Source organism: Corynebacterium sp. HMSC074E01 (assembly GCF_001808885.1).
Lineage (GTDB): Bacteria > Actinomycetota > Actinomycetes > Mycobacteriales > Mycobacteriaceae > Corynebacterium.
This window is the reverse complement of sequence record NZ_KV794847.1, coordinates 333,614-349,827: the sequence shown is the minus strand read 5'-3', so window position 1 is coordinate 349,827 and position 16,214 is coordinate 333,614. Positions and strand designations below refer to the sequence as shown.

Annotated in this window: 17 protein-coding genes; 7 read left to right on the top strand and 10 right to left on the bottom strand. The window is 60.5% G+C overall.

The genetic code is table 11. The features are described 5' to 3' along the window. Together HMPREF2537_RS07650 and msrB are read left to right on the top strand one after the other, a co-directional pair. Entirely contained in the window at nucleotides 1–1,197 is a 1,197-nt protein-coding gene (locus tag HMPREF2537_RS07650; protein WP_070527302.1) for a glycosyltransferase family 87 protein, read from the top strand. Continuing rightward, nucleotides 1,194–1,607: a peptide-methionine (R)-S-oxide reductase MsrB gene (msrB, locus tag HMPREF2537_RS07645; protein ID WP_070527299.1), complete on the top strand. Its 414-nt coding sequence runs from the start codon at nucleotides 1,194–1,196 to the stop codon at nucleotides 1,605–1,607. Before HMPREF2537_RS07650 ends, msrB begins: the two co-directional genes overlap by 4 nt. Nucleotides 1,608–1,641: 34 nt before the next feature. Here the strand turns inward: msrB and hemQ are convergent, their stop codons facing one another. Beyond that, complete coding sequence (gene hemQ, locus HMPREF2537_RS07640) at nucleotides 1,642–2,343, bottom strand: hydrogen peroxide-dependent heme synthase (protein ID WP_070527296.1); 702 nt, start codon at nucleotides 2,341–2,343, stop codon at nucleotides 1,642–1,644. A 176-nt stretch (nucleotides 2,344–2,519) separates the two neighbouring features. On the opposite strand from hemQ, the gene HMPREF2537_RS07635 reads away from it, so the two are divergent. Both HMPREF2537_RS07635 and HMPREF2537_RS07630 read left to right on the top strand, forming a co-directional pair. Then, a complete protein-coding gene (locus HMPREF2537_RS07635) occupies nucleotides 2,520–3,134 on the top strand; it encodes a DUF3000 domain-containing protein (protein ID WP_070527607.1) in 615 nt (204 codons plus the stop codon). A gap of 1 nt (nucleotide 3,135) precedes the next feature. After that, complete coding sequence (locus tag HMPREF2537_RS07630) at nucleotides 3,136–4,359, top strand: HRDC domain-containing protein (protein WP_070527293.1); 1,224 nt, start codon at nucleotides 3,136–3,138, stop codon at nucleotides 4,357–4,359. Between the two features lie 20 nt (nucleotides 4,360–4,379). On the opposite strand, the gene dxs is transcribed toward HMPREF2537_RS07630, so the two are convergent. From dxs to dut, 5 genes are all read right to left on the bottom strand, one after another. Then, a complete protein-coding gene (dxs, locus tag HMPREF2537_RS07625; protein WP_070527290.1) occupies nucleotides 4,380–6,278 on the bottom strand; it encodes a 1-deoxy-D-xylulose-5-phosphate synthase in 1,899 nt (632 codons plus the stop codon). A 114-nt stretch (nucleotides 6,279–6,392) separates the two neighbouring features. Beyond that, nucleotides 6,393–7,679 (bottom strand): class I SAM-dependent RNA methyltransferase, encoded by a 1,287-nt coding sequence (locus HMPREF2537_RS07620; protein ID WP_070527288.1) that lies wholly within the window; start codon nucleotides 7,677–7,679, stop codon nucleotides 6,393–6,395. Next, on the bottom strand, nucleotides 7,676–8,431 hold the full coding sequence (locus HMPREF2537_RS07615) for a DUF3159 domain-containing protein (protein WP_070527285.1): 756 nt from the start codon (nucleotides 8,429–8,431) through the stop codon (nucleotides 7,676–7,678). Before HMPREF2537_RS07615 ends, HMPREF2537_RS07620 begins: the two co-directional genes overlap by 4 nt. Nucleotides 8,432–8,486: 55 nt before the next feature. Continuing rightward, nucleotides 8,487–9,401, bottom strand: a complete 915-nt coding sequence (locus HMPREF2537_RS07610; RefSeq protein ID WP_070527282.1) for a DUF3710 domain-containing protein — start codon at nucleotides 9,399–9,401, stop codon at nucleotides 8,487–8,489. Nucleotides 9,402–9,446: 45 nt separating this feature from the next. Beyond that, entirely contained in the window at nucleotides 9,447–9,923 is a 477-nt protein-coding gene (gene dut, locus HMPREF2537_RS07605; protein WP_010190213.1) for a dUTP diphosphatase, read from the bottom strand. Between the two features lie 113 nt (nucleotides 9,924–10,036). On the opposite strand from dut, the gene HMPREF2537_RS07600 reads away from it, so the two are divergent. After that, nucleotides 10,037–10,564 (top strand): DUF3093 domain-containing protein, encoded by a 528-nt coding sequence (locus HMPREF2537_RS07600; protein WP_070527279.1) that lies wholly within the window; start codon nucleotides 10,037–10,039, stop codon nucleotides 10,562–10,564. Nucleotides 10,565–10,623: 59 nt separating this feature from the next. Here HMPREF2537_RS07600 and HMPREF2537_RS07595 read toward each other — a convergent pair whose 3' ends face one another. Beyond that, nucleotides 10,624–10,914, bottom strand: a complete 291-nt coding sequence (locus HMPREF2537_RS07595) for a DUF4193 domain-containing protein (RefSeq protein ID WP_070446770.1) — start codon at nucleotides 10,912–10,914, stop codon at nucleotides 10,624–10,626. Nucleotides 10,915–11,248: 334 nt separating this feature from the next. On the opposite strand from HMPREF2537_RS07595, the gene ppgK reads away from it, so the two are divergent. Both ppgK and HMPREF2537_RS07585 read left to right on the top strand, forming a co-directional pair. Next, nucleotides 11,249–12,046 (top strand): polyphosphate--glucose phosphotransferase, encoded by a 798-nt coding sequence (ppgK, locus tag HMPREF2537_RS07590; protein ID WP_070527276.1) that lies wholly within the window; start codon nucleotides 11,249–11,251, stop codon nucleotides 12,044–12,046. Nucleotides 12,047–12,247: 201 nt separating this feature from the next. Then, nucleotides 12,248–13,705, top strand: coding sequence for an RNA polymerase sigma factor (locus HMPREF2537_RS07585; protein WP_070527273.1), 1,458 nt, complete (start codon nucleotides 12,248–12,250; stop codon nucleotides 13,703–13,705). Nucleotides 13,706–13,792: 87 nt separating this feature from the next. Here HMPREF2537_RS07585 and dhaM read toward each other — a convergent pair whose 3' ends face one another. Genes dhaM through dhaK form a run of 3 tightly spaced genes read right to left on the bottom strand, consistent with a single transcriptional unit; the run spans nucleotide 13,793 to nucleotide 16,176 of the window. Next, nucleotides 13,793–14,503 carry a dihydroxyacetone kinase phosphoryl donor subunit DhaM gene (gene dhaM / locus HMPREF2537_RS07580; RefSeq protein WP_070527270.1) on the bottom strand — a complete coding sequence of 237 codons (711 nt, stop codon included), beginning with the start codon at nucleotides 14,501–14,503 and terminating at the stop codon, nucleotides 13,793–13,795. Between the two features lie 3 nt (nucleotides 14,504–14,506). Next, entirely contained in the window at nucleotides 14,507–15,172 is a 666-nt protein-coding gene (gene dhaL, locus HMPREF2537_RS07575) for a dihydroxyacetone kinase subunit DhaL (RefSeq protein ID WP_070527267.1), read from the bottom strand. Nucleotides 15,173–15,174: 2 nt separating this feature from the next. Continuing rightward, nucleotides 15,175–16,176 carry a dihydroxyacetone kinase subunit DhaK gene (gene dhaK, locus HMPREF2537_RS07570; RefSeq protein WP_070527264.1) on the bottom strand — a complete coding sequence of 334 codons (1,002 nt, stop codon included), beginning with the start codon at nucleotides 16,174–16,176 and terminating at the stop codon, nucleotides 15,175–15,177. Nucleotides 16,177–16,214 lie beyond the last annotated feature (38 nt).

The window sequence follows — 16,214 nt, the reverse complement described above, 5'->3', positions numbered from 1 at the left end:
GTGACTTCTCCGGCTCCCTCACTCTCAGCTCCTGCGCGACTATGGACGGCCGCCGCGTGGCCCGCCGCCATCGTCTTGGTCTTTCATCGCATCTTCGTGCTCGCCTTCAACGGCACGGTGACTGATGATTTCGGCACCGTCTACCGCGCGATCCGGAACCTGTGGGAGGGCACCCCGGTCTACGAGCAAAACTATTCTTTCGTCGAACCGCTCTACCTGTATAACCCAGGCGCCACGGTTCTCCTGTCCCCCTTGGGTCTCGTGTCCGAGGAACACGCGCGCATCGCCTTCATTCTGGCCAACGCCGCCGCCATCATTGCCGCTTTGGCCGTGCTGACCCGCTTCGTAGGCCACAGCCTGCGAGGCCCGCTGTGGCCGGTCAGTATCGCCGCAGCCTTCGCTACCGAATCAGTCATCAACACGTTGGTCTTTACCAACATCAACGGCGTGCTTCTGCTCGCGATGGTGGCGTTCCTGGCTTTGCTGGATAAACACGGGTGGGCCGCTGGCTTGTGCATCGGGCTGGCAATCTTGGTCAAGCCGCAATTTGCCCCGCTGCTCTTCCTCGCCTTGGTGCGCAAGCGCTGGCTCACTGTAGGTTTGGGCGTGGCCATACCGCTGGTGAGCAACCTTGCGGCTTGGCCGTTCGTTCCGGGCGTGGAGGGCTTCCGCGCCAACCTTCTTCCCTACCTGGCCACCACGCGCGATTATGCCAACGCCTCCTGGCCGGGTGTGCGCGCCTACTTCGAACTCCCCGGCATCGTCTACTACCCCATCTGGTTGCTCTTCGCGGCCCTGGCCGCAGTGGCGATCCTCGGTCTGCTGCGCTGGCGCGAAAGTGAGCCCACCTTCTGGGCGCTGAGCACCAGTGGTGCCATCATGGTCGGAATCTTCTTCCTTTCTTCCTTAGGCCAGCAGTACTACTCCATGTGGCTTATCCCCATGCTGTTTACTGTGATGCTCGAGCGCTCGGTCTTCCGCACGTGGGGAGCATGGTTGGCCGCATTTTTATTCTTGGCGCCGCTCGAATGGACGTCGACAAGCATGCCCACCGCCGCACACTGGATGAGCGTCTTCATCGCCACGATTGGCTGGGGACTGCTCATTGTGGTGAGCGCCGCCTCCGTGGCCGGCTGGTGGTCCGCGGAACGAGGGGCTAGCCCAAAGCCTCAGGCGGGCGATAAAATCCCCGCATGACTGATTTCAAGCTCATTGCTGATACCGAATGGCGCAAGCGGCTAAGCGCCGAGGAGTACCGCGTCCTGCGCGAGGCCGGAACGGAAGCACCGCACGTCGGTGAATACACCAACACCACCACCGAGGGCGTGTACTCCTGCCGAGCCTGCGGCGCCGAGCTCTTCCGCTCCACGGAAAAGTTTGAATCGCACTGCGGCTGGCCGTCCTTCTTCTCCCCCTTGGCCGGCGACGCCGTCATAGAGCGCGAGGACAATTCGCTGGGCATGCGCCGCATCGAGGTGCTCTGTGCTCGCTGCGAGTCCCACCTCGGTCACGTCTTCGAAGGCGAAGGCTACGATACGCCCACGGACCTGCGCTATTGCATTAATTCCATCTGCCTTGATCTAGAAGAAAAGCCGGTCGAGGACTAACTCCTCAACCGGCTTCCGGCAAAATCGCGCCCCTTTAAGGCAGGATCGTGATGAGCTCAGCCACGTCCTTCACGCGACGGCCGGTGTGGAAGGGAATCTCCTCGCGCACGTGGTGGCGAGCCTCGGTGTAGCGCATCAGGTACATCAAGTCCACGATGCGGTGCAGTTCCGGGGCCTCAAAGGCCAGGATCCACTCGTAGTCACCCAGTGCGAAGGCCGGCACAGTGTTCGCGCGCACATCCGGGTAGTCGCGCGCCTGCATACCGTGCTCCATGAGGATACGGCGGCGCTTTTCCTCATCCATGGTGTACCAGTCGTAAGAGCGCACGAAGGGGTAAACGGAAATCCACTCACCGGGCTCCTCGCCCATAATGAAGGACGGCAGGTGAGACTTGTTGAACTCTGCCGGGCGGTGCAAAGCATTTCCTACCCACGTCACCTCAGAAACCTGGCCCAGGACGGTCTCGCGGCGGAAGTCCGCGAAGGCCTTCTGAATGTCGGCGAATTCTTCCGCGTGCCACCAGATCATGTAATCAGCGCTCTCCCGCATCCCGGACAGATCATAGATACCGCGCACGGTAACCACGCCTGCTTCCTCAAGCTCAGAGAAGAACTTCTGCGCCTGCGCGACGATCTCCTCGCGCTCCGTTCCCAACGCACCCGGGATGACCTGAAATACCGCGTGCTGCGAATAGCGCTGGACCTTGTTGAGCTCGGCGAAGTTGACCTTCGACATGCCTTTCTCCTTCTTTCAACCGACAGAGTTTCTTATCCATCATAAGTTGGAGGCGCCCCCGCGCGCCACTAGCCTTTCGGCGCGCCTTCCACCGCCACACGGGCGGAGCTTATACTTTGATCCCCGTGAGCAATTCCGACGTTTCTTCGCGCAACCTCGCAGGGGCACCGACCAACCTGCACGATCGCGCCGCCGCCTCTTCTACCGAATCGCGCCCTGCGGAGCCGAGCACTCCGACCGCCTTCACGGAGGCCGTCGAGTCCCTCCATGCCGCACAGCTGCGCCCAGAAATCACCTTGGGCACCATCCGCCCACCGCAACGCCTGGCCCCATTCAGCCACGCCATCGGCCTCGAGGTTGAGCGCAAAGAACACGGGGACCTCATCCCTACTGACTCTGAAGGCGATGCCTTCGGCCGCCTCATCCTGCTGCACGACCCAGGTGCGGAAGAAGCCTGGGAAGGGGCGATGCGCCTGGTGGCCTACATCCAGGCAGACTTGGACGATGCTGTCGCCGGCGACCCGCTGCTTCCCGACGTCGCCTGGGAATGGCTCACTGAATCCCTCGACGTGCGCGAGGCTACCCATACGAACTTGGGCGGCACCGTCACCTCGACCGCTTCCGTTCGTTTCGGCGAAATCGGCGGACCACCGCGCGCCTACCAATTAGAAATGCGCGCCTCGTGGACCGCATCCGGCCTGGATCTCGCCCCACACGTCGAAGCTTTTGCGCAAGTCCTCTCCCTCGTCGCTGGTCTGCCACCAGAGGGCGTAGCCGAACTCGGACGCTAAGATGAGCGAATTGCGCCAGGTACCGGTTGATGGAACGCCGAAAGTCCTGCTTTCTCCCCGTGAGTTTCAGGCCGGTGCCGCCCGCTTAGCTTCGGGAACTGGGCCATTTGCCATCGACACCGAACGCGCCTCGTCCTACCGTTTTGATGACCGCGCCTTCCTCGTGCAAATCCGCCGAGAAGGTGCGGGCACGTTTTTGTTCGCCCCCGAGCACCACCGCGATGAGCTCCGCGTAGCACTCGCACCGGTGCTCAATGGACAAGAGTGGGTGGTCCATGCCGCCCCCTCCGATCTCCCTAGCCTAGCGTGGCTAGGTTTATACCCAGGCTTACTGTTCGATACTGAGCTGGCTGCCCGCTTCGCCGGTTTCGCACACCCTAACTTGGCCGCAATGGTGCTGGAGCTTTTCGACGTTGAACTGGAGAAAGGCTACGGCGATTCCGACTGGTCCGAAACCCCCATCCCGCGGAAGTGGCGCAATTATGCGGCGCTCGACGTGGAGCTTCTCAACGAGCTCGCCGTGACACTGCGAGATATTCTTGCGGAACAGGACAAGCTCGACTGGGCTTATGAAGAGTTTGAGAAGATTGTCGAAGACCACGCACGTATCACTGGCCCCGAGCCTCGTTCCTGGCGGGATCTTAAGGGCGTCTCCTCTCTACGCTCCCGTGAGCAACTCGCGGTAGCCCGTGAGTTGTGGCAGCGACGCGAATCCATCGCCCGCTCCCAGGACATCGCACCGAACCGAGTGCTGCCGCACCGCGTGCTCGTAGAAATCGCGCGCCGCGTACCCCATTCCCCGCACGAAATCAACCAGATTAAAGGCTTCCCTCGGCGCCGCGGCGGCGCCACCTTGCGCTGGTTCGATGCCGTCGAGACCGCCCTTGCTAGCCCGCGCCAGCAGTGGCCGAAGGCGTTGCGCAGCCCACACCCGGTTCCTTCCAAATCAGTTTTTAACCGGGATTTCCCCGAGCTATGGCAGCTCTATACCGAGATCCGTGGTGATTTCGAAGACCTCGGTGAAGATCTGGGCATGAGCTACGAACTGATCCTCAAACCCAGCTTGGTCCGCACTGTAGTCTGGGCGGCCTGCGGACCTGAAGGCGGCGTGGCGGGCGAAATCGCAGCAGACGCCGATATCCCCGACTTCCTGCGTTCCCAGGGCGCGCGCGAATGGCAGGTGGAGCTGTCCACGCCGCTCCTGCGTCGCGGACTGGCGCGGTAGCACCCCGCTCCCCCGCGCTTTTAGCTCCGCGTAGCTACCCACTCATTCACGGATTCCGCGATGCCCTCCGGGGTCAGCCCGAATTCCTCGAGGATTTCTCCGCGGCTGGCATGCTTCGGGAAGCAACCAGGCACGCCGAGGCGATGCACCGGGGTATCTACATCAGCGGCGTCGAGTGCCTCCGCAACCATTGAACCAACGCCGCCCCGCAAGAGGCCGTCCTCCACCGTGACCACAAGATCATGATCTGCCGCCAACGCAACAACGGATTGCGGGACTGGTACCGGCCAGCGCGGATCGACGACGGTCACGTTGAAACCTTGTGCTTCCAGTAACTCGGCAGCACCCAAGGAACGAGCACTCATCGCTCCGACGGAGACGATGAGCACATCGGTTGCCTCAGTCGGTGATTCGGCAGCATCGGTATAGCGCAAGATGTCTACCCCGTCATCGAGGCGCTTGATCGCCTCACGGTCCTCCAGGAGATTGCCCTTAGGGAAGCGCACCACCGTGGGACCATCCTCAATAGCAATGGCCTCATTGAAAAGCTCACGCAGACGAGCGCCATCGCGTGGTGCGGCAATGCGCATCCCCGGGACGATGCTCATCAACGCCATGTCCCACACTCCGTTGTGCGAAGGGCCATCAGAGCCCGTGATACCGGCGCGGTCGAGCACGATGGTGACGGGCAGCTTGAGCAGCGCAATGTCCATGACAACTTGGTCGACTGCACGGTTAAGGAAGGTGGAGTACACAGCCACCACTGGGTGCATTCCTGCCAGCGCTAAACCGGAGGCGGAGGCCATGGCATGCTGTTCCGCGATGCCAACATCGAAGAATCGCTCTGGGAATTCCTCCTGGAAGGGCGCAAGGCCCGTCGGCCCCGCCATAGCAGCGGTAATAGCCACGATATCCTCGCGCGCATGACCGGCCTTGATGAGTTCCTCGGAAAAAGCCGCAGTCCATCCCGGCTGCTTCTGTCCCTTGGATACACCGGTGACCGGGTCGATAGCTCCGGTGGAGTGCATCTGGTCCTTCGGCTCATTGACCGCCGGGGCAAAGCCATGCCCCTTCTCCGTGACGGTGTGCACGATGATGGGACCGTCGTAGTCCCGGGCATAGCTCAGCGCCCGGACCACCGCGTCGATATCGTGGCCATTGATGGGGCCAATGTATTTGATTCCCAGCTCTGGGAACATCTCGGTGGGCAGAACGGTGGACTTTACGCCCTCCTTGACTGCGTGCAGAGCATCAAAGGTACGCTCGCCCACCCAGCCCATCGACTTCAGGCGCTTCTTGCCCAGCTCCATGAACTCGTCATAACCATGCTGTGCACGAATGCGCCCGAGGTTCTCCGAAAGTCCACCAATGGTCGGCGAATAGGAGCGGCCATTGTCGTTAACGATGATGACGACGTTGCGGTCTTTATCCGCAGAGATGTTGTTCAGTGCCTCCCAGCACATGCCACCGGTGAGGGCACCATCACCGACGACCGCCACAGCATTGCGGTGCGATTCACCACGAATCTTGAATGCCTTGGAAAGGCCGTCCACCGTGGATAGCGCTGCCGAGGCGTGTGAGGATTCGGTCCAGTCGTGTTCCGATTCCCCACGGTCCGTGTACCCAGATAAGCCGCCTTTCTGGCGCAAGGAATCAAACTGGTTGGCACGGCCGGTGAGCATTTTGTGCACATAAGACTGATGGGAGGTATCGAAGACGATGGGGTCCCGCGGGGAATCGAAGACGCGGTGGATCGCCACCGTGAGCTCCACAACGCCCAGGTTGGGCCCGAGGTGACCGCCCGTAGCGGACACCTTCTCAATCAAGCGCTGGCGGATATCCGCCGCGAGCTCAACCAGTTGCGTCTTGCTCAGGGCTTTGAGATCGCCTGGTGATTGAATGGAATCCAGAATGCCCATAGAGCTTGCCTTAAACCCCTTCATCGATCGTTTTCTTCTCTACCACCGTACCCGCTTATACACGTGACACGTCAATCATTACCCCGGGATCTTCCACCGCGGATGCATCCTGCCTTATGCCGCAGGAACCAGCAGCGCCAAGGTCTCAAAATGGTGTGTTCCCGGAAAGGCATTCACCATGGCTAAACGCTCTATACGGTAGCCGTGCTCAGACCATGCAGCGATATCACGTGCAAACGTCGCGGGGTCACAGCCAATGTGAAGGACGCGCTGCGGCGCCGCGGCAGCAATGGCCTCCACCACCTCAACACCCGCACCGGTACGCGGGGGATCCAAAATAACCGTTGCTGGCCGCGGCAGCTGGCTTGCGGCCTGCTCCACCTTAGCCGTCCGGAAGTGCACATCAATGTCCGCAAGCCCCGGCTGCGCTGCCGCGGCCGCCGGCGAGTAGTCGACGGAATACACCGTAGTATGGCCGCCCTCAGGTGCGGTGACTTCAGCAAGAGCGGGAACAAACAGCCCCACTCCTCCATAGAGATCCCAAGCCACTGCAGCGGCCTCGGATTCCTGTGCAGGTTTATTCTCTCCAGCCTCTGCCGCGAGCCACTGGCGTGCCAGGCGCGTGTAGGTATCGGGTGCGCCGATGTGCGCCTGCCAAAAGGCGGTGGGCGGAAAGTGAAACTCGTGGCCATCTGCACGTTGAACTACGTCCTGCGTCGGGGCTTCAATGACCTCCCGAATGGTCTCGATGCGTCGGCCGCGCGGCGCTTTCCGGGTCTCCACGACGTGCCGGTTACCGTCGCTGTCCACAACCGCGATGACCTCCGCGCCAGGGCTAAATGTGCGAGCCTCCGGTCCCACCAGACCGCTAACGAGGCCCGGTGCCAGCTGGCTGCAGGCCACATCCGTAATCAGCTCCGTGGAGCCACGCTTGCGCACGCCGGCACGGCCTTGCTTGTCGACACCCAACCTCACCCGCGTGCGCCATCCACGCTGGGGCGCCACATCGATGGATTCAATGTCGGGCACCTCCTCGAGGCGAGCCACTCGGCGCAGCTGGTCCCGCAAAACCGCGACCTTGATGCCTGGTTCCGCCGCGGAATCTAGCTCGGCGAAATCGCAGCACCCTGCACCTCGCTGCGCAGCCGGGCACGCAGATTCAACGCGGTCAGGGCTTGCCTTGAGCACTGCATTGACTTCCGCTTCGACGAAGGATTTCTTCACCTTTGTGGCGGTTACCGTCACCTGGTCTCCGGGAAAGGCGCCGGGGACAAAACACACACGCCCGTCGGGTGCTGCGCCGATTCCGACACCGCCGTGTCCCATGCGCTCGATGGTGGTATCGAAAGACTGGCCTTTGGTGATGGCTGCGCTCTCAGCGTTCCGCTCAGTCTTAGTCATGAGTTTTCTCCTTGAGTATTTTCGGAGCCCTGCGCTTCCTCAACAGCAGCGTTGGCGCGGCGCACCATCCAGACTGTCAGGATGGTGACGATTCCGGTCAACGGCCACCCCATGAGGATGCGAACGATGCCGAGGGTGGTGGTTTCATCGGCGTCGTATAACGCGCGCTGCACTATGAACCGGGCGATGAAGACTGCGGCCCACCCCGCCGTTGCCAAGGCATAAGCCTGCCGAGCCTTCGGGATTGTGCGCCACCCCATGTCATCGCCGTTGAGGCCCTTCCAGACCACGCCCACGAGCGGCCAACGAACGATGATGGAGATCACCGCCACGATGAACAGTACGAGCGACATCCAAATTCCGTAAAGGAAGTATCCCTTGGCATCCCCGGTAAACCACGCAATGGCGGCGCAAATAGCCACTCCCAATAGCCCGGAGAAAGCTGGTTGCAGAGTCTCCTTGCGGGCCAAACGCCACAGGCTGATGGCCAATGCCACGCCGAGCGCCGCAGCCAGAGCTGGTCCCAGACCCCAAACGTTATTGACTGGGATGAGAACCAGCACTGGCAAGGTCGCAGACACGAGCCCAGTCAGGCCTCCCATCTGTTCGAGCAACGATGGTTCCGCCTCGGCATCTGGGACCACGGCCCTTGCCTGCGGTGACGTATCGGTACTCGGCCCCGCGGTATATGCGGGGTTGGGGTCGGTGCCGCGCTCGGTGAAATCGTGCTCTTCAGGCGTAGGGGTGGTCACGTGTTCTAAGAATCCTTTTCGCTAGTGCCGGGGAAAGAAAACAACGTTTAAGGGTCTAGTTCTTCTCGTTGTCTTCGAGGTCCCGCAACTGTTCGCGGGCTTGGGCTTCCGCGGCGTTCTCGGCGCCCTCGGTAGCTGATCCTGCCTCCGGTGCTGCAGCGTTGTCTGCATCGGCGGCCTGCTGCTGGCGCTCCTTCAGGGCCTGCTGAACTTGCTCAGCGAGTCGCTGCGGCAGCATAACAGGAAGCGAACTTCCGGCCAGGATAGGCTCCTCACCACGATAGATGAAGGTGCGGGCGACGACTTCACGCCCCAGCTTTGCGAGCTCTTCTTCCTTGCCCGCCGGGGCAGCCAGGGTCAATCGGTACATCCACCGCGGTCCCTCCACGCCGATGATGCGGATACCGCCCTTGTCGCTGGAGCCAACAATTTCAGATCCCCAAGGCCCGTCCTCTGGGTGCGCGGCAAACCCATCGGCTTCCAAGCCTTGGACGATATCCTCCGCAGATTCCGCCCATTGCCCTGGCGTGCGCGGCGCGGCAAAGGCCACGGGGGTCATGCGGCCGTGCGGGGTAAGGATGTGGAGCATGCGCGGGCCGTCTTGGCCCATCTCCACCTGGACCTGCGAGCCCTTGGGCAGCGGGATACGCATGGAACCCAAGTCCAGCAAACCAACCGAAAAATCCTCAAAGTTGAACTCGGCAATATCAACGTTATCGCCGTCGTAGGGTCCCATCTCCCCGTTGATGGCATCATGTGCCACGGCCTTCAGCCCGGTAACACCATGAGAATCATCGTTGTCTTCCCGGACTAGGCCAGCGTTGGAATCGGCAGGAGCCGAGGCAACGGTATCGTCCACGGCCTCTGCTGCCTCCGAAACAGCCTCGTCCTGACGGACATCCGGGTTCTTCCCCGCGTCCTCTGTCTTATTCTCGTCCTTCTTCTTTTTGCCAAAGGGCCACATCGCCATGGTTAGTGCCTTCCTTAATTCGTGTGTGTTACCGGTCTATTCGAGTCAGTTGACGCCAGTGGAGCCGTAACCGCCTTCACCGCGAGCGGTGTCATCGAGTTCCTCAACCTCACGGAAACCCACCAACTCCACGCGTTGCACAAGGAGCTGGGCAATACGCATTCCCCGCTCAACCTCAAAAGTTTCTACTGGGTCGTGATTAATAAGGCAGACTTTAATCTCACCGCGGTACTCCGCATCGATGGTGCCTGGTGTGTTAACCACGGAAATCCCGTGCTTGGCTGCCAGGCCGGAGCGAGGGTGGACCAAGCCAACCGTGCCCATCGGCAGGGCAAGGGCTATACCCGTGCCAACTAAAGCCCGCTCGCCGGGACGCAGAGTGACATCGTGTGCAGCATAGAGATCCGCACCGGCATCGCCACGGTGGGCGCGCTGCGGCAGCGGAAGCTCCTTATCAAGGCGCTTGACCTGAATCTCACCAAAAGGACTTACCGGATCTACGAGGGGATGTTGCTCATTCACGCGGCCCAGCCTACCTTGCCCCCGCCGTGCCCTACTCACGGGCTGGGGCCTAGAGGCTGCGTCTACTCGGCGCGTTGGGTTCTCCCCTTCCCCGACGACTAGACTCTGAAGCCATGACTTCGAGTTCTTCGTCTGCTTCCCCCTCGACGGCTGCCGAATCCCCCGTCATCCTTTACCGCGAGCGCCAGTGGGTGCCGTGGCACTGGTGGTTGATGGCGGCCGCCGTTGTGGCGATCTCTACAGCCACGGTCAGCCTCAACCGCGGAATCATGTGGGTCATCATCCCCGCTATTCTGCTCAGCGCCATCGCCGCGTGGGTTCTCTTAGCTTGGTCCAACACGGTGGTGCAAGTGGAACAAGATGCCGACGGCACGCGGTGGCTCACTGTGAAGGATGCGCAGCTGCCGCATGATGTCGTCTCCCGCAGCACCGCGGTGCCGGCCACCGCGCGTCGCAATGCGTTGGGCCCACAGCTCGATCCCGCTGCATTCCTCGTGACGCATGGTTGGGTGCCAGAACATGTGATGCTTGTCCTCGATGACCCAGAGGACCCGACACCTTATTGGCTGATCGGCTCTAAGAATCCCGACAAGCTACTTACGGCCTTCGTTCCCGAACAGGCCGCTGCTGCCAAGGCCTAAATGCTGCGTGCAAAACCAGGGAGCTCATTAGATCAGCTAATTGGCTGAACCCCTATGAGCTAAGCGCAGTCCATGCAGACGGGCTGCCCGTCTTCTTCATGGTCCAGGCGCTTATTGGACTGCACCAAGTAGCACACGGAGCAGGTGAACTCGTTTTCCTTGCGCGGCACGACAGTGACGTTGAGTTCCTCGCCCGTCAGGTCTACTGACGGCGGCTCGAAAGCCTCGACGATTTCGCCATCGTCATCCATGCCATTGTTGTCATTTTCAGCCGCCTTCAAGCCCTCGAGGGAGTCAGCCTCGAGCTCATCTTCAGCGCGGCGACGCGGTGCGTCATAGTCGGTGGCCATAATACTTGCCTCTGTGAGTTAGATAGATAGGTACGTGTATTTATCGACGGCATCCTAAACCACACAGGCCCGCCTGTCACACTCGCCCCGCCGTGGGGGCACCACGCGACTCACCCTATTACCCCCTCCGCTCCTGCTTTCATAGTTGTGAGCTGCGAGTTTGCGCCTTTCGCATCGTGGAAGATTTTTCTGGGTAAAGCTCCTCACATCCCACCCACAATGCTTTGAGGAACGATGCGCCAGACGGCAAAAATCGGAGCGACTCTCCCCACACCTTCGGCGCAAATGCTGAAGTATCACCACATCATCGGGCGGCTAAACATAGACTGTCAGTATGACCGTGCAAGAAACACAGCAGCAGGATACGAATCCGAGCACCCAGCACCATAGCCATGCCTTCGGCATCGATGTTGGAGGCTCCGGCATCAAGGGTGCCGTAGTAGACCTCGCGACAGGAGAGTTCGTCGGCGACCGCCTCAAGATCGCCACGCCACAGCCTGCCACCCCCGACGCCGTTGCCACGGTGATCGCCCAGATCGTCGCTGAGAAGAACTGGGACGGCCCTGTCGGAATTACTATGCCCGCGGTGGTCAAAGAACAGATTATTCGCAGCGCAGCGAATATTGATAAGTCATGGATTGGGGTCGACGCGCAGGACTTGCTGGGCAAGTACCTCGATGCTCCTTTTACCGTGCTTAACGACGCCGACGCAGCCGGCCTCGCCGAGGTGGCCTACGGCGATGACGTTGCGCGCTCCGGCCCTGTCATCTTCCTTACCCTGGGCACCGGCATCGGCTCCGCCTTCCTGCTCGATGGTCAGCTCTTCCCCAATACGGAGATCGGCCACCTCATCGTCGGGAAAAAGGAGGCAGAGCACCAAGCCTCTTCCGCGGTCAAGGAACGTGAGGGGCTCAAGACTAAGCAGTGGGCAAAGCGCGTCAACCGAGTGCTCCACGAATACGAGGCGCTTTTTAATCCCTCAGCTTTTGTCATCGGCGGCGGAATCTCTCGGAAGTTTGACAAGTGGGGCGAGCACTTGAGCATCGAAACCCCAGTCGTTGCAGCTCAGCTCCGCAATCGCGCGGGCATCGTCGGGGCCGCAATGGCAGCGAAGGAAGGCATTCGCCCATAAACCGAGCAGAACCTATCTTCCCCAGTTGACCCCAGTCACCGCCTGGTAACAAAAATGATCTATACTGGGCTGTCGATTATCGAATATCCAGCGGCGCGCCTCCCCTGCTCATTACGGAGGCGGGCTAGCATCGGGGACTAGTCGCGATAAACTTGCGCGTCCCCATAGTTTCCACTCAAAGAGCAAGTCGAAAGGGCGTACGTGGCAGCCACTGATTCTTCAGACCAGGTACTCGGCGAGGGCGAGAGCACCTCCGAGGCATCTGCACCTGCACAGAAGACCGCCAAGAAGACGGCAAAAAAGACAGCCAAGAAGACGGCTAAGAAAACCGCGAAAAAGACTGCGAAGAAGACGGCTAAAAAGACAGCCAAGAAGGCTGCTAAAAAGACGACTCGCAAGTCTGCTCAGAAGGCGACGAAGAAGACCGCCAAGAAGACTGTGCGTAAGTCGGCGGCGAAGAAGGCAACCTCGCCTGAAAGCTCTGAGTCTGCTGAAGAGCTCGCAGAGGATCAGAACGACGAGTTGGATGCCGAAACCAACGACGATGCCGATATCGACTTCGATCCGGACAACGCAGAGTTGGACGAGGACGACGAGTTCGGTGACGACGATGACGACCTCGAGGGCGAAGACTCCGAAGAAGAGGATGACGGCTCATCTGTCTGGGATGAGGATGAGTCCGCAGCCCTGCGTCAGGCTCGTAAGGACGCAGAGCTAACGGCCTCGGCAGACTCTGTCCGCGCCTACCTGAAGCAAATCGGCAAGGTCGCCCTCCTCAACGCAGAGCAGGAGGTTTCCCTGGCCAAGCGCATCGAGGCCGGCCTGTACGCTCAATACCGCATGGATGAGATGGAAAAGGCCCGTGCCGAGGGCGACAAGGCCGCCAAGCTCTCTCCCATGGAGAAGCGCGATATGCGCGCCATCGCCCGTGATGGACGCAAGGCAAAGAATCACCTTCTCGAGGCGAACCTCCGCCTCGTGGTGTCCTTGGCTAAGCGCTACACAGGCCGCGGCATGGCATTCTTGGACCTCATCCAGGAAGGCAACCTGGGCCTGATCCGCGCCGTTGAGAAGTTTGACTACACCAAGGGCTATAAGTTCTCCACTTATGCCACGTGGTGGATTCGCCAGGCCATCACCCGCGCCATGGCGGATCAGGCACGTACCATTCGCATTCCAGTGCACATGGTGGAGGTCATCAACAAGCTGGGCCGTATCCAGCGTGAGCTGTTGCAGGACTTGGGCCGCGAGCCTACCCCTCTGGAGCTGGCGAAGGAAATGGACATCACTGAGGAAAAGGTGCTGGAGATCCAGCAGTATGCCCGCGAGCCTATTTCCTTGGATCAGACAATCGGTGATGAGGGTGACTCCCAGCTCGGTGATTTCATTGAGGATTCTGAGGCAGTCATTGCCGTCGACGCTGTGTCCTTCACTTTGTTGCAGGATCAGCTCCAGGATGTGCTCACTACCCTGTCCGAGCGCGAGGCCGGCGTGGTTCGCCTGCGCTTCGGCCTGACCGATGGCATGCCGCGCACTTTAGACGAAATTGGCCAAGTCTACGGCGTTACCCGCGAGCGTATTCGCCAGATCGAGTCTAAGACCATGTCTAAGCTGCGCCACCCATCGCGTTCCCAGGTGCTGCGCGACTACCTAGACTAAGCAAACTGAAAGAATAAAGCGGCGAGGAGGTTTAGCCCTCCTCGCCGCTTTTCTTTACCCTATGGAGCCGATAGACTCATGGGATTTCTAGCCTTCGATCCCCAACTCAATCGCTGTGGCGATCCGATCGATGACGTCTTTATCGGAAACTTCTCCGCTGATGGTCACCGAAGCGCCCTGGGATACCCCGAGAGACATCAGCATCATTGCAGAATCTGCCTCTGCCGACTCTCCGTGACAGGAGAGGGTTACATCCCCTGCTGCTTCCGCAGCCAACTCTGCAATCCTTGACGCCGGACGGGCATGCAGACCCGCCTCATCGGCCACAGTCACTGTCAGTGAGTACTCACCAGCGTTTGTGTCTGGGTTATCCTCGTCTGCAGACGCAGTGGCTGAGGACTGCTTCGGAAGGAAGACCTCGATGGCGCGTTCCGCGGCTTTGACCACGGCGGCAAGTCCATCACCCTGTTGAGCGGCAGTGGCTGCTGCAATAGTGGCTTCGACAAAGGGGGCATCGACAAACTTCACCGTCTCTTCGTCAAGGAACTCAAGAACGGACTCAACGGTCATCGTGGCCGAGCCTAAGTCACTAAGGACGACCACGCTAAGACCTTGGCCACGTGCATGGCTAACGGCACCTTCGACGAGGTCAAAAGACGTTCCGATGCCGCCTTCCTCCAAACCACCAGCAGGAAGGATGGTCACGTCGGGAGCCATCTGAGCAGCAAGCTCAGTCAGCCCTTCAGCGAGCTTGGCCGAGTGTGATACGAGAACGAGTCCAACGCGGGGCTGTGCCATATTCTATGCTTCCTCCTTGAGGGTTTCGGCGGCGTCGGCAGCCGCAGCGATAAATAGAGCCGAGGATGTAGCCCCCGGATCCTTGTGCCCCGCAGAACGCTCCCCTAGGTAGGAAGCGCGGCCCTTCGTGGCCACCATCGGGATAGTCGCCTCCGCGCCTGCTGCTGCGGCGTCGGCAGCCGCGCGCAGTACCTCAGCGGGACTCTTCGCGGCATCCGCCGCATCACGAGCGGCCCGTGCGGCCGGTGCCCAGGCATCGACCATTGTCTTCTCCCCTTCAGCTGCCTTACCGCGGACGGTGATTCCTTCAAGTGCGGCTTCAATGAGAGCAACCGTCGTGGGCGCATCAATCTCTCCAGGGCCAGCGGCTTTAGCCGCGCGTAGGAAAGCTGTTCCCAGCAGCGGACCAGAGGCTCCACCAACGGTGGACATAAGTGTCTTCGCCGTCAGCTTCAACACATCAGCAACATAAGAAGTCTCCGGTGAGATATCCGAATCCACTTTCTCCACGACGGCGCGGAAACCGCGATCGACGTTTTCACCATGGTCGCTATCCCCAATGGCGCGGTCAAGCTCGATGAGTTCCTCGCGGTGTTCGTGTGCCGCTGCGGCGCAGTTTTTCATCCACGCCTGGGCCCACGCTGTTGACAATGTCGCACTGTTGGTCATATCTACATTCCTTGTCGTAGTGCAGCGGTGTGGCACGGGTCATCAAAAAGCTCGAGGTCTTCCTCGTCCGCGCGCATGACGGTAACGGAGCATCCGGCCATATCTAGGCTGGTAACGAAGTTACCCACGAGGGAGCGCTCGATGCTCACGCCTGCCTCCTGCAGGCGCTGGGCGACGCGACGATAGACCACGTACAGCTCGGACGCCGGGGTGGCTCCCATACCGTTGACGACAACGATAGTGCGCTCCCCCTTGTTCAGTTCAAGATCCGCCAGCACGGGATCGAGCAGGTGGTCCGTGACATCATCGGCAGAAACCAGAGGAATTTCCTTGCGGCCCGGCTCGCCATGGATACCCACGCCGAGTTCGACTTCGTCTTCCCCGAGGCCGAAGGAGGGTTTGCCCACATGGGGCACGGTGCAGGCAGAAAGCGCTGCTCCCATAGTCGCGGTATTCTCCACTACCTTCTTCGCCACAGCAGTTACTGCCGCGAGATCATCTCCGCGTTCAGCTGCGGCACCTGCCAGCTTCTCCACCAACAGCGTTCCGGCAACGCCGCGGCGACCGGCGGTGAAGGTGGAGTCTTCCACCGCAACATCGTCATCGACAACGACCTGGCTGACCTCAATGTCATCGAATTCTGCCAGCTCCGCCGCGGTGTCAAAGTTGAGGACATCGCCGGTGTAGTTCTTGACAATGTAGAGCACCCCCGCCCCAGCGTTCACAGCTTCGGTGGCGGCTTGGATAGCGTCCGGCGTAGGCGACGTGAACATGGCACCTGGCACTGCCGCGTCCAACATGCCATGCCCAACGAAACCCGCATGCAACGGCTCGTGCCCAGATCCACCGCCAGAGACAATGGCAACCTTGCCGTCTTCTTTCCCCTGCTTGCGGGCAACGAAGAGCGGATCGGTGGAGCGAGTGACGATGTCACCGTGGGCTAAAGCAAAGCCCTCCACTGATTCGGCTACTACGTTGTCCGGTAAGTTGATGAGCTTTTTCATCATCCATCTCCTTAGGTTTTCATTGGCCTCGAGCACTC